Annotated in this window: 13 protein-coding genes; all 13 read right to left on the reverse strand. The window is 36.1% G+C overall.

Annotated features, from left to right (window positions below):
- Window positions 1–6 precede the first annotated feature (6 nt).
- The gene (locus AWW83_RS08085) at window positions 7–885 is read right to left on the reverse strand and encodes a DUF2279 domain-containing protein (protein ID WP_092350700.1); all 879 of its coding nucleotides are present in this window, start codon (window positions 883–885) and stop codon (window positions 7–9) included.
- A gap of 16 nt (window positions 886–901) precedes the next feature.
- Window positions 902–1,669: a Yip1 family protein gene (locus tag AWW83_RS08090; protein ID WP_092350702.1), complete on the reverse strand. Its 768-nt coding sequence runs from the start codon at window positions 1,667–1,669 to the stop codon at window positions 902–904.
- A 7-nt stretch (window positions 1,670–1,676) separates the two neighbouring features.
- Window positions 1,677–2,666, reverse strand: a complete 990-nt coding sequence (locus AWW83_RS08095; protein ID WP_143713938.1) for an AAA family ATPase — start codon at window positions 2,664–2,666, stop codon at window positions 1,677–1,679.
- A 21-nt stretch (window positions 2,667–2,687) separates the two neighbouring features.
- On the reverse strand, window positions 2,688–4,115 hold the full coding sequence (locus AWW83_RS08100) for a M16 family metallopeptidase (protein ID WP_092350704.1): 1,428 nt from the start codon (window positions 4,113–4,115) through the stop codon (window positions 2,688–2,690).
- Between the two features lie 33 nt (window positions 4,116–4,148).
- Window positions 4,149–5,486 (reverse strand): M16 family metallopeptidase, encoded by a 1,338-nt coding sequence (locus AWW83_RS08105; protein WP_092350706.1) that lies wholly within the window; start codon window positions 5,484–5,486, stop codon window positions 4,149–4,151.
- Window positions 5,487–5,526: 40 nt separating this feature from the next.
- Entirely contained in the window at window positions 5,527–6,852 is a 1,326-nt protein-coding gene (locus AWW83_RS08110) for a M16 family metallopeptidase (protein WP_092350724.1), read from the reverse strand.
- 32 nt (window positions 6,853–6,884) lie between these two features.
- The gene (locus tag AWW83_RS08115; protein ID WP_092350708.1) at window positions 6,885–8,168 is read right to left on the reverse strand and encodes a peptidylprolyl isomerase; all 1,284 of its coding nucleotides are present in this window, start codon (window positions 8,166–8,168) and stop codon (window positions 6,885–6,887) included.
- Complete coding sequence (locus tag AWW83_RS08120; protein ID WP_092350710.1) at window positions 8,162–8,953, reverse strand: peptidyl-prolyl cis-trans isomerase; 792 nt, start codon at window positions 8,951–8,953, stop codon at window positions 8,162–8,164. The genes AWW83_RS08115 and AWW83_RS08120 overlap by 7 nt, the downstream gene beginning before the upstream one ends.
- Entirely contained in the window at window positions 8,919–9,302 is a 384-nt protein-coding gene (locus AWW83_RS08125) for a peptidylprolyl isomerase (protein ID WP_092350712.1), read from the reverse strand. The genes AWW83_RS08120 and AWW83_RS08125 overlap by 35 nt, the downstream gene beginning before the upstream one ends.
- Window positions 9,262–10,929: a peptidylprolyl isomerase gene (locus tag AWW83_RS08130; protein WP_143713939.1), complete on the reverse strand. Its 1,668-nt coding sequence runs from the start codon at window positions 10,927–10,929 to the stop codon at window positions 9,262–9,264. Before AWW83_RS08130 ends, AWW83_RS08125 begins: the two co-directional genes overlap by 41 nt.
- Window positions 10,930–10,954: 25 nt before the next feature.
- Window positions 10,955–12,223, reverse strand: a complete 1,269-nt coding sequence (gene serS, locus AWW83_RS08135) for a serine--tRNA ligase (RefSeq protein WP_092350716.1) — start codon at window positions 12,221–12,223, stop codon at window positions 10,955–10,957.
- Between the two features lie 107 nt (window positions 12,224–12,330).
- Window positions 12,331–12,465: a hypothetical protein gene (locus tag AWW83_RS10150; RefSeq protein ID WP_268761463.1), complete on the reverse strand. Its 135-nt coding sequence runs from the start codon at window positions 12,463–12,465 to the stop codon at window positions 12,331–12,333.
- 98 nt (window positions 12,466–12,563) lie between these two features.
- The coding region (locus tag AWW83_RS08140) for an SDR family oxidoreductase (RefSeq protein WP_092350718.1) at window positions 12,564–13,158 on the reverse strand (595 nt) is incomplete at its 5' end.

A 13,158-nucleotide genomic window follows, 5' to 3' on the forward strand; every position in this document is an offset into this window, starting at 1 on the left:
CGTTTGTTAAAAATAGAGATAATAGAACTTAACATTTGGTTTGATGCGTAAAGTTGGAGCTGGAAAATGAATATAATTTAAAGTGTGAATTATTCGGTTTAAGATGTCAGATTTTGTGTTAACTTTCAAAAGGTCATAATCAAGAGCAAGATAAATTTCTGAATAACCACGCCCGGCGTAGTTTATGTCCTTAACGCTGTAGCCAATGGCAAGATTTAAAAAATCAGGAATAAATTTTTCAATTTTTTCTGGCAAAAATTTTTGAAAATCTAAACTCATCCAGAAAGTCATCCCTTCGTAATCTGTGTGAAATTGTTTTTTGTAAAGAGCGTCTTTCAAACTTCCAATTTTCAAATAATCAAGCCATGTATAACCTGATGGAGTATAACTCCATTTAAATGCAACCGAATTTAGAGAAGGGAAAAATTCCTGTGCAACTGGGAAAAAAGCACCAAGTATATCTGAAATTGCATCGCTTGGGCTAAACCCCCACCTCGTCGTAAAACCATCTGTTAACTCCACAACGCCAACTTCATAAATTACGCTTATCCCAGCTCCAAAAAAAGAAGATGTCTTCCCATTAAATCCGACCCATTTAAAGATGCTTTTGTAAGCATCCGAAAGAACATAGGAGAAATAAAAATGTCCTGCTTTATCGGCTCTTATTAAATCGTTCCAATCATCACGCCAGATGAACTTTTTAACTTTCGTCGGTTTCCACCAGACACGATTGAAATAGTCATAAGTTAAAGCTCCAAACCCCGCTGTTCCAACTGCAACAATTCCAAGTTTCAGTTTATTCACACCAGTTTCTTTTCTGGCGAAGCTTGATGAATCATTCAAATTAAAAGCAAATGCAATTAAAAAAAGAAGCGTTCGCAACATTTTTCACAATTTTAAATTATCCAAAAAATGGAAGAAACAAACTTAACACAACCCACACAACCCAGACGCCGAAAACAAGCCCGAACGATTGAATATACTTTTTATCAAAAGCTTTCGCAAGTCCGATCGCAAAAACCGCAAGTTGCCAAAATGTAAAAAGATTAAACTTTGAAGCAAGAATATAAACTTTACTCGTTGATGGCTCCATAAAAATTGCAGGACTTACATTTGCAAAAAATGAACCAGTTATAAAAGCAAGAATTGTTGAAACGATCACCTCAACAGATGTGATTAAACTTGAAAGCGAATAAATTGAGAACACTGTCATAAATTCAACATTACCGCCAAGGAAAAATTTACCGAGCAAAAAATAAACAAGCGACACGATTAAAAAGGAGATTGGAACACCGATCAAAATTCCAATTGTGCTAAAAATTTTTTGTGATGCCCCAACTTGCTCCAATCTTTCGCGCGCAATTTCTGCCTGTTCTTCCGTCATCTTTCCTTCTTCAATCAACTGCTCAAATCGCTTTTCCTGAAATTGAATTAACGAATCTCGGATTTGCTCATTTCCGAATTTTAAAAAAGTGCTTACAATTGAGATAAGGATCAGAATTAACATTGGGATAAGCCAATCGGTCAAACTTATTTTTGACTTCACAAGATTTTCAAAAACTTCGGATGGCGATGCGAAAATTCCGGTTAGCTTATCAACAAACGGCATTGGCTTTACTTCAGGAGCAAAACTTGATTCTTGTTCATGGGGTTGAAAATTTTCTGACATCTTAACCTCAAATTAGTTTTAAAAGTTTTTCTATGATATCAACTGTTGAAACGCCATCTGCTTCAGCGTTGAAGTTTGTAACGAGCCGATGTCTTAAAACTGGCAAAGCAACCGCCCGCACATCATCAATTGTTGGCGTATATCTTCCATCTAAAACTGCACGAGCCTTTGCTCCAAGTATGAGATATTGGGAAGCCCTTGGACCTGCACCCCAGCTTATCCAGCGCTTGATGAAGTCAGGTGAACCATTCAAATTTGGTCTTGTCATTGTAACAAGCTTAACAGCGTATTCAATCACATTATCCGCAACAGGAACTTTGCGAACAAGGTCTTGAAGTTCAAGGATTTCTTCCCTTTTTAAAACCTTACTCACATCGGGTTGATACATACTCGTTGTTTTACGAACAATTTCAACTTCTTCATCAAAATTCGGATAATCTATCCAAATGTTAAACATAAATCTATCAAGCTGTGCCTCAGGTAATGGATAAGTTCCTTCCATCTCAATTGGATTTTGCGTTGCGAGGACAAAAAATGGCTGTTCAAGTTCATAAGTTTGTCCCCCGGCGGTGACTCTGTATTCCTGCATAGCTTCAAGCAATGCTGATTGCGTCTTCGGTGGAGTTCGGTTTATCTCATCAGCAAGGATTATATTTGCAAAAATCGGTCCTTTGACGAATTTAAAAAATTTTTCACCTGTGCTTATGTTTTCTTCAATGACCTCTGTCCCTGTTATATCACTTGGCATAAGGTCGGGGGTAAATTGAATTCTGCTGAATTTTAAATCAAGAACTTGAGCAAGCGTTTTTATAAGCAAAGTTTTTGCAAGTCCCGGAACGCCAACAAGCAAACAATGTCCACGCGCAAACAGAGCAATTAACATTTCTTCAATGATTTTATCCTGCCCGACAATTACCTTCGCAATTTCGGATTTTATCTTCTTGTATGCTTCGTTAAGTTGCTGAACGACTTCAACATCACTTTTTTCTTTTCGCACCTTTGCCTCGTTTTTAATTTTTTACTCAATCTTATTTCCATCCGCATCATACACGACAACCGGACCAAACTTTTCAAGAACTGGTTTTATCTGCTTTGAATTTCCAGAGATGACTATCAAAATTTTATCCGGATGCAGATATTTTTTCGCCACTTCCTGAATATCTTTTGCAGTAATTTTCTTAACTTCCTCCCTAAATCTGTCGTAAAAATCTTTTGGCAACCCGTAAATCTCAATTGTCATAATTCTTGAGGCAACCTGCGCTGGCGTCTCAATTTGGAGCGGGAATGAGCCAACGATATAATCTTTTGCCATTTTCAATTCATCTTCAGGCACTGGCTCATCAATTATTCTTCTCAACTCTTTAAGTATTTCAGCAACAGAGGAATCAGTAACTTCATTTCGCACATCCGCTGAAACGATAAATGGACCCGGATACATCCTTGAATCAAAAAAGCTTGATGCTCCGTAAGTATAGCCATGCGTTTCTCTCAAATTCATATTTATCCTTGAATTGAAATACCCACCGAGCAACATATTCATCGTGTAAATCTTAACATAATCTTTATTCTTTCTATCAATCCCAAGATGTCCAATTCTTATAGCTGATTGAACAGCGCCGGGTTTATCAACGATCACGACTTTCGTCTGGCTGACATCATTTACATTTTGAAACTTCTTTTGCGGGTTTTTACCTTTTTCCCATCTTCCGAAATATCTTTCAACAAGTGGGACTGCCTCGCTTGGCGTAATATCTCCAGCAAAAATTATAAACGAATTGTTCGGGATAAAATGAGTTTTATAAAAATTAACAATGTCATCTCTTTTCATTTTTTGAATTGATTCCTCGTTTCCGCCACTTTCATTTGCGTATGGATGTCCCGAGAAAAGTTCTTTTGAAAATCTCACACTTGCAAGATAACCAGCATCTGCTTTTGACTGTTTTATTGAAGCAAGCCGTTGTGTTTTTATCCTTTCAAGTTCTTCATCCGGAAAAGTCGGATTTAAAACGACATCCTGTAAAATATCCATCCCAACGCCGATATACTTTTTAAGAACAAGCACGCTTACATTTGTTGCATCCCAGCTTGCGGATGTGTTAAGTGAGCCACCGACAAAATCAATTTCTTCTGCAATCTGCGTCGCACTTCTTGTCTTCGTTCCCTTTGTCAACAGCTCAGCAGTCACACTCGCAAGCCCAGGTAAATCGCCATCATAAGTTGAACCACTTCGCACAACAAAACTAACATAAACAATTGGCTGCTCGTGATTTTCAACAACAATTACTTTGAGTCCATTCGGAAGCGTCTTTTCAAAATACGATGGAAATTTAACTTTGCTTTCTGGACCGGGTTTTGGTGGTTTAGTTCTATCAATTTTCTCCTGCGAATCTGAAACAGAAGTTAAAAAGAGTATGAGCATAAGCAATGTTCCAATTTTTTTCAACATACCTTTTCCTCCGAAAATTTTTGTTGCTAAAATTTAATTTGTTTTGGGTAGATAATGCAAAACCACGCGATTTTTCTCAGCAAAATACTTTTGCGCAACTCGTTTTATATCATCAACTGTGATTTTTCTATAACGCTCAATGTCTGTATTTATCAAGCCCGGATTTTTGAAAAATGTATAGTAATGTGCAAGGAGATCAGCTTTGCCCTGAACCGTTTGCCTTGCCGAAACAAGCGCAGATTCAATTTTATTCTTCGCTTTTTCAAGCTCTTTCTCATCAACTCCATAAATTTTTATCTTGTTAATTTCTTCATCAATCACCTTTTCAAGCGTATCTGAATTAAATCCAGGATTTGCAATCGCATAAATCAAAAACAAGCCCGGATGTTCCCTTGTATCTGAAAATGTTTCAACTTCGTTGGCAATTTTATCTTTATAAACAAGCCGTTGATACAATCTTGAACTTTCGCCAACGGAAAGTATATTTGACAGCAAAGCAAGAGCATATGAATCTGGGTTTCCTTCTTCTGGAATTCTATAACTCATAAAAACTGCTGGAAGAGGAGCATTTACATCTTCAACAATTTCTCTTACTTCATTTTCAAGCGGTTCATCATTCGGTTGCGGTCGTGGTATGTTTTCAGGTCCTTTTGGAATTTCACCAAAATATCTTTCAACAAGCTCTTTTGTCTTCTTAACATCAATATCACCTGCTATCACAAGAACCGCATTGTTCGGGACATAAAATGTCTCATAGAATTCCCTCACATCATCCATACTCGCATTGTCAAGATGTTCTTGATAACCTATGACAGGCCATCTATATGGATGTTTTTTAAAGCTCTTCTCAGAAATTTTTATCCACGCAGAACCATAAGGTCTGTTTTCATATCTCCAACGCCTTTCCTCTTTTACAACCTCTCTTTGGGTTATCAAACTTATTTCCTGAATTGAGAAGCCAAGCATTCTATCAGATTCAAGCCAAAGTGCAAGTTCAAGATAATTTGATGGGAGAACTTCATAATAATTTGTTTTATCTTCGGTTGTATATGCATTGTCATATCCCCCAGCTTGCGTAATGTATTTATCAAATTCCCCACGCTTTACATTTTTTGAGCCGTCAAACATAAGATGTTCAAAAAGATGTGCAAAACCAGTTTTATCTGGTTTTTCATTCTTTGAGCCAACATGATAACAAACATTGACAGCAACGATCGGAGTTGAATGATCTTCGTGCAAAATTACATGAAGCCCGTTGTCAAGTGTAAATTCAACAAAATCAACTCTACCATCACTTTGCGGATAAATTTCAATCGGCTTTATCAAGGTTACGCTCATAACGAAAATCAGGATTAGTTTTAAATTTTTCATCTTCAAAAATTTTTTGTTTTAAAATCACAATCGTAAAATTTCACTTTGATGCTCTTTGTTCCTTCGGAAGATAATAAAGAACGACGGAATTTTCTGGCTTTAAATACTTAACAACTGCGTCACGGATTTCCTCACGGGTGATTGAAAGAATTTTTGCCAGCTCGTGATTAATTTCGTCAGTGTTTTTGTGAATGACATAGTAATGCGCAAGTTGATCCGCCTTTTGAAGGACACTTTGATAACTTGAAATTGTCTGCATTTCCGTTTGATTTTTGGCTTTTTGAAGTTCTTTTTCCTCAACAAGTTCATTTTTTACTTTTTCAATCTCATTCCATATCTCTTTTTCAACTTCCTCTGGTGTGTGTCCTATTGCGCAATATGCATCAATTTTAAAAACTCCAGCATCCTCCATACCGATTGTGAAAACATTTACATTTTGTGCAATCCTTTTCTCGTAAACAAGTTTTTGATAAAGTCGTGAGCTTTTGCCCGAGCCAAGTATATTTGAAAGAAGATCAAGAGCATAATAATCTCTTTCACCATCTTTTGGGATTCTAAATGCGATAAAAACAGCCGGCAATCTGACATTGTCATAAATTGTATCTCTTACTTGTGAGGTCATCGGTGGCTCAACAATGTTCGGTCTCTTTATCTCATATTTTCCGCGTGGAATATCGCCAAAGTATTTCTCAACAAGTTTTTTCGTCTTTTCAATGTCAATATCACCAGCTATCACAAGGACTGCATTGTTCGGGACATAATATGTTTCAAAAAATCTTTTAACTTCATCAAGAGTTGCTGCGTTAAGATGTTCCATATAACCTATAACAGGCCATCTATACGGATGGACTTTGAAAAGACGCTTAAATGTGTTCTCCCACTGCGTTCCATATGGACGATTATCAACTCTCCAACGTCTTTCTTCTTTTACAACCTCACGCTGATTGTCAAGATTTTCCTGATTTACATTTAAACTCATCATTCTGTCTGACTCAAGCCAGAGGACAAGTTCAAGTTGATTTGACGGAACAACTTGAAAATAATTTGTTCTGTCCCAATTAGTTGAGCCGTTGAAAGTTCCGCCCGCCTTTTGAATATAAGCCATATGTTCAGCTTTTTTAACATTTGCAGAACCTTGAAACATCATATGCTCAAACAAATGCGCAAAGCCAGTTCTATTTGGGTCTTCATTTTTTGAGCCAACATAATACCAAATATCAACCGCAACAATCGGCGCTGAATGATCCTCGTGCAAAATCACATGCAACCCGTTTGGCAAATCATATTCAACAAAATTGATCCTCCCTTGTGAGAAAGCAAATGACACAGCAATTAAAAGCGCAAAAGTTAAAAATTTTGCTCTCATTTTTTCACCAAAATTTAATTTTGGAAACTTTTTCATCTTAAATCATCCACGACATAAACATAAATTTCATCTCTTAACTTCTCAATCCACTTTTGATATTCTCTGTTTTGCTTCTCAATCAACGCATATTGATAAATCCGCATATAGTCGTCTTTCAAATTCATTTTATGAGCTGGAACTCTCTTCTTTAACAAGACGATATGATAAGCGTAAGAGTTTCCATATTTCATCTTAACAGGTTGAGATATTTCGCCTTCGTTTAAAGAATTAACAACCTCCTTCAAATCTGGCTCAAGATCATCAACGGGGATTAATCCAAGATATCCACCTGTAAGTTTTGTGTTTTCATCTTCGCTGAATCTTTTCGCCATTTCCTCAAATTTCGCCTGCTTTGAAACAATTTTATACCTTATCTCATCAAGCTTTGAAATCACGATTTTATCACTTTCTTCGGTCAAAGGAACTTTGAAAAGGATATGTCTTGGATGGACTTGTTCTCCACGTCTTTCAACGAGTTGAATTATATGATATCCGAAAGGTGTCCTCACAACATCAGATATTTGCCCTTCCTGTAATCTAAAAACAGCTTCTTCAAACTCTTTTACAAACATTCCACGTCTTACCCAGCCAAGGTCTCCACCATTATTTGCAGTCGCTCTATCCTCAGAATAAGTCCTCGCAAAATAAGCAAAGTCACCGCCAGCCTTTATGCTGTCAAGAATTGCCTTCGCTTTCTGATAAACCGCTTGCTCAACCGAATCAACTGGCTTTGGAATCATCATAATGTGATAAAGCTCAACCATCTCTGGAACTTCTGGCAAACTATCTTTATAAGTATTGTAAAAATTTTCAACCTCATAACCTGAAACGGTCATCATGCCGAATTTTTGCTGTTTAAGTTTTTCTATCATCAATCGTTTCTTAACATCATCTCTTATCTCACGCTTTATTCTACCAATTGGCATTCCGTAAATTTCCTCAAGTCGTCGCTCCGAGCCATACTGACGGACAAGCGCCTGAATTTGTGCATCAATTTGTCTATCAACCTCATCATCCGAAACAACTATCGTATCTTCAATCGCTTTGTTAAGCACAATTTTATCATTTATCATCTCCTGCAAAACATACTTTCTAAGCCCCGGATCATCTGGCTTTAAATTGTTCTGTATCGCAAACATATAAACCTGATAATTCAAATCAGATTCAAGAATCACCTCATTTCCGACAATTGCAACTATTCTATCAATTACTTTTTGTTGTGCAAGTGCAACAAAATTTAAAAGCAAAGTTAAAATTAAAATTCTCACTCTCACCATTTCACCTCATAATGATATTTTCTTTTCAAGTTTGAAATTAAACTGTCAAGCAAAAGATTTTGCTTTTCAACTATTGCTCTTTCTCTGACTGCGTCAGAAACAATTTCAAAATCCGCTTTGCTTCCGATATCTTTCTTATCGTAAAGATAAATCAAAAAATAATTTTCCCCAGATTTAACAGGAAAAGAAATTTCACCTTTATTCAAATTCCAAATGACACGCCATAATTCTGGAAACGGTATGTTAAATTGGTCATAATATCTCATTGGCACTATCTCAACAACACCCACTTCACTTGACAAATCGGCGACAGCACTTTGAAAATCTTTTGCTCTTTGAAGTTTGTTCCTTAAAACGCTCGCTTCATTGCGTGAACTTAACTTAACATATCCGATCTTAACAACTTGTTTGTCAAGTATGAACTCGTCTTGATGTTTTTCATAAAATTTTTTCACTTCGTCATCTGAAATTTTTTCTGCGTTTTTTAAAATTTCATTCTGCAAAAAATTTTTAACTATCAAAGATTTTCTAAACTCATTAACCATCTGCTCAATTTTTTCATCCGACTTATATCCTCTTTCAATCGCTTCCTGATAAATCAAATTATTCTTCACCCATATGTCAATGTAATTTTTAACGAAGTTTGAATCAAGACCTGCAACATCTTGCTTCAAAAGATATTCGTCTTCAACCCTTGCGACATAATCATTCTCTTTAACCTTTTTACCGCAGGCGAAAACCAAAATCAAACTAACGATTAAAAGCTTTTTCAAGTGCTTTTTCATTGATAACGACTTTATATTTCTTTTTTAAACTTTCAACCCATTCCTTTTCAAGTCGTTTGAGTTCCTGCTCTTGAACTGCGCTTGCAACTTCGCTGAATGCTTCTTCAAATGTCTTCACCCTGCTTGGCTCTTTCCCTGTAACTTTTATGATTGAGTATCCACCTTGAAACTTAATCGGTTCTGAAATTTCATTCACTTTCATATTCCACGCTTTCCACGCAATTTCATTTTCAGATGATGAAACAAGCCCCCAATCTCCTTTTTTCTCTTTCATTCCGGGTCTTTCAGTATATTTTTCAGCAAGCGAATCAAACAAAGCACCATTTTTTAAGTTTTGAATAAATATCATTAGCAAGCGATTCACTCGTCACCCAAATCTCACTAAACCTGACTCTGTCGGGGAAACGATATTCCTCCTTATTTTTCTCGTAATACTCTTTCAACTTTTCCTCGCTCAAATTCACCTTATCCCAGACCATCTTCTGCTCAATGTGATAAAGCAAAATTCCATCAACAAATTCTTTAAGTTCATTTTTAAACTCTGGATAAAGTTTTTCAACATTTCTTGCTCTGTATTCCGTAAGTTTCATCTCCGTAATTCTATCAACAATGCTTTTTATTGAAGAAGGATCAAGTTTCCTTCCAGAAAATTCCGCACTTCGCTTTATAATGTTTATCACGGAATCAAGCGTCATCTTTTGATTTGCGAATTCAAATAGAACTTTTTCTCTATCTTCTCTCGTGTAAACGCTATCCCAGCTTTGATGCGAGGTCGTCTTTGATGTATCCGCTTTTGATACGAACAAGTCAAATGTTTGCTGATTCAGTTTGTAGTTATACTCTTTCTTCAATTTCTCAACATAATTTTTGAAATCGTATTCAAGCCGATACGACTGATAAAGTTTGTTAAGATCTTCAACAATTTCATCAAACGGCTTAACTGGAACTATTTCTGTAACTTTGACGATGTGATAACCCCATCTTGTTCTTATTATGTCGCTTATATCACCAACTTTTGCATTAAACATAAACTGATCAATTTCTCTGTAAGCTTGACCTCTTGAATAATACCCAGCATCACCACCACGCTGGACTGAAAATTTATCATCGGAATGTCTCTTTGAAAGTTCAGCAAAATCAAAACCATTTCTCAAACTGTCAAGAACCGCCTTCATTTCATTGTAAATTTTAAGCGTGTCTTCTGGCGTTGCATTACGCTCAACCTTTCTTCCAATGTGGCTTATCCGAACCATCTCAACCCTTGGTCTTCTGTCAAGAACTTCAATGATATGATAACCAAATTTCGTTCTAACCGGCACTTGCGTCCTTTCTCCAACTCTCATTGAATAGCACGCATCCTCAAATTCAGGAACCATCATCCCAGCTGTGAAATAATACAGATCACCACGGTTGAAAATAACCGAAGGGTCATCAGAAAAATCAATTGCAACAGAATCCCACGGAACACCAGCATTTAAAAGTTCAATAACTTTTTTCGCCCTCTCATATGCCTTTGAAGTATCGGAAGTAGGGCTTCCGTGAAATCCACCCGGCAATTCAATCAAAATATGTCTTGCTCTTATTTCTTCTTTTCGTCTCTCGTAAAGTTGTTTTAAACCCGGATCAATTACTTCTTTCTTTGTAAGGTAAGAAAGCGCAAGCGTTGTATAATAATCATTTACCTCTTTTTGAACACTTGGATCTTTGTCAAGTTTTTTATCTCTTGCGTCAAGAACTTTGAGTTTAAATTTTATCAAAAGATCAAGATAATTTTTTCTGTCTTCAAAAGGTTTTTCCTTCGCTTTGGCAAATCCACCATTATTTTTGGCAAATGATTTTTCAAATTCATCAATCGTTATGAACTCTTTCCCAATCTTTGCAACATATTCTTTTTCCTCAATTATTCCAATGTTTTTCAAAAACGCACAACTTGAAAAAACAATCGCAATTAAAATCAAAACGATGTTCTTTTTCATCTCAACAATTAAATTTTGTTTTTGATTATTCAATGATTGTAAAGCCGGTGTATTTATGCAAAACTTTCGGGACAATGACCTTACCTTCTGGCGTTTGATAATTTTCAAGCAAAGCAACCATCAATCTTGAAGTCGCAAGCCCAGAACCATTTAGCGTATGGACAAATTCTGGCTTTGATTTTTTATCCCTTTTAAATCTAACATTCATTCTTCTTGCCTGAAAATCCTCAAAATTGCTACAGCTTGACGCTTCAAGCCATTTCTTCTCAGCTGGAGACCAAACTTCAATATCGTATGTTTTCGCAGAAGCAAAACTCATATCTCCGGTGCAAAGAAGCACAACTCTATACGGAATGTTAAGAAGTTGAAGCACCTCTTCAGCATCATTTACAAGGGATTCAAGTTCATCGTAAGATGTCTCAGGCGTTGTGAACTTAACAAGTTCAACTTTGTTAAATTGATGAACTCTCAAAAATCCACGAGTTTCTCTCCCCCAAGAGCCAGCCTCACGCCTGAAACAAGCTGAATATGCGACATATTTTTTCGGAAGTTCGCTTATATCAAGAATTTCATCACGATGTATGTTTGTAACCGGAACTTCCGCTGTTGGTATAAGATAAAGATCATCTTCCGGGCAGTAATACATATCTTCCTTCAATTTTGGTATTTGCCCTGTTCCACGCATTGACGCTTCGTTTACAAGAAACGGCGGAAAAACTTCAATATAACCGTGTTTCTGGATGTGAAGATCAAGCATAAAATTTATCAAAGCCCTTTCAAGCGTTGCACCCCTCCCAATGTAAAGTGGAAAACCGCTACCCGTTAACTTTGCACCTCGTTCAAAATCAATTATCCCAAGCTTTTTCCCAAGCGTGAGATGATCTTTTATTTCAAAATCAAACTCCTGTATCTCTCCCCAAGTTCTGACAACGACATTATCACTTGCATCTTTTCCAATCGGAACTGACTCATGCGGTATATTTGGCACCCAGAGCAAAAGATTTTCAAGTTGAGATTCAACCTCTTTAAGTTCGCTATCAATTTTTTTGATTTCATCAGAAACCTTCCTCATTTCTTCAATTAATTCACTTGCATCTTTACCTTGCTTTTTCAAGTTTGCAATTTCTTCTGTAACATCATTTCTTCTTGCTTTGAGCGCATCACCTTTCTTTATAAGTTCTCTTCTTCTTTCATCAAGTTTCAAAATTTCATCAACACAATCTTTTTCTTTTTTAAGTTCAATAGCCCTCTTGACGATGTCTGGACTTTCACGAATGAATTTTAAATCAAGCATCGCTGAAAATTATTATTTATTTTTTGTTTCTCCTGTTAACTCTTGTCTTATTCTTATCATTTCACCCTGAAGCATTTCAAGGCTATTCAAATTTGTAATCACAATCTTCAGTAATTTTCAGAAAAACAAACAAAAGCATTTTTTAGAGCATCAAAAATATCCTTAAATTGTCTCTGATATCCTAACTTTTTAACCACCTTAAATTTTTGGGAAAGCCTTTCAACATCAATTAAACTTACCATAAATTCAACACCTATTTAGGTGCAAAAATCTTTGATAATGTCCACAGACAAAATACTTAGGTTTATCTTTTTTATTTTACCAAAAATAAATCATAAACTCAAACGCCATTTTCACTTTGTAAATTTAATTTAAACTCCCGAATTCCGTCTTCAACTCCATACGGTTTAAGTCCAAGTTCAGCTTCCGCTTTCAATGTTATCAATCCGGATTTCAAAGGTCGTGGAGCAATCTGATTTAATTCAGATGTTTTAACCGGCGTTATAAGATTTTTGTCAAACTCAAAAATTTCAGCGAACCTAACTGCAAAAGTATATCTATCAACAAAATCCCGCCCTCCAACATTATAAATTCCTTCTTTGTCAAATTCAACAACTTTTAAAATTGCAAAAGCAAGGTCATCAACATAAGTTGGATTTCCAATTTGATCTGTCACAACTTTTATATTTTCCCCATTTGAAAGCTTTTGATAAAGCCACAGGGCAAAATTGCTTTTAACATTTTTCCCAACGCCATATAAAACATTTGTCCTCAAAATCGCAAATCTAATTCCACCAATTTTTATCTCGTTCTCGCTCGCAAGTTTAGTTCTGCCGTAATAATTTATCTGATTTGGTCTTGCGTCTTCGGAGTAAGGACCATTTTTCCCGTCAAAAATGTAATCAGTTGAAATGTGAATTAATTTTGCATCAACT

Source organism: Candidatus Chryseopegocella kryptomonas (assembly GCF_001536065.1).
GTDB lineage: Bacteria > Bacteroidota > Ignavibacteria > Kryptoniales > Kryptoniaceae > Kryptonium > Kryptonium kryptomonas.

Coding starts and splice junctions, on each gene's coding strand:
- AWW83_RS08085 (WP_092350700.1), bottom strand. CDS start 885: ATGTTGCGAACGCTTCTTTTTTTAATTGCATTTGCTTTTAATTTGAAT.
- AWW83_RS08090 (WP_092350702.1), bottom strand. CDS start 1,669: ATGTCAGAAAATTTTCAACCCCATGAACAAGAATCAAGTTTTGCTCCT.
- AWW83_RS08100 (WP_092350704.1), bottom strand. CDS start 4,115: ATGTTGAAAAAAATTGGAACATTGCTTATGCTCATACTCTTTTTAACT.
- AWW83_RS08105 (WP_092350706.1), bottom strand. CDS start 5,486: ATGAAAAATTTAAAACTAATCCTGATTTTCGTTATGAGCGTAACCTTG.
- AWW83_RS08110 (WP_092350724.1), bottom strand. CDS start 6,852: ATGAGAGCAAAATTTTTAACTTTTGCGCTTTTAATTGCTGTGTCATTT.
- AWW83_RS08115 (WP_092350708.1), bottom strand. CDS start 8,168: ATGGTGAGAGTGAGAATTTTAATTTTAACTTTGCTTTTAAATTTTGTT.
- AWW83_RS08120 (WP_092350710.1), bottom strand. CDS start 8,953: ATGAAAAAGCACTTGAAAAAGCTTTTAATCGTTAGTTTGATTTTGGTT.
- AWW83_RS08125 (WP_092350712.1), bottom strand. CDS start 9,302: ATGATATTTATTCAAAACTTAAAAAATGGTGCTTTGTTTGATTCGCTT.
- AWW83_RS08130 (WP_143713939.1), bottom strand. CDS start 10,929: ATGAAAAAGAACATCGTTTTGATTTTAATTGCGATTGTTTTTTCAAGT.
- serS (WP_092350716.1), bottom strand. CDS start 12,223: ATGCTTGATTTAAAATTCATTCGTGAAAGTCCAGACATCGTCAAGAGG.
- AWW83_RS10150 (WP_268761463.1), bottom strand. CDS start 12,465: ATGGTAAGTTTAATTGATGTTGAAAGGCTTTCCCAAAAATTTAAGGTG.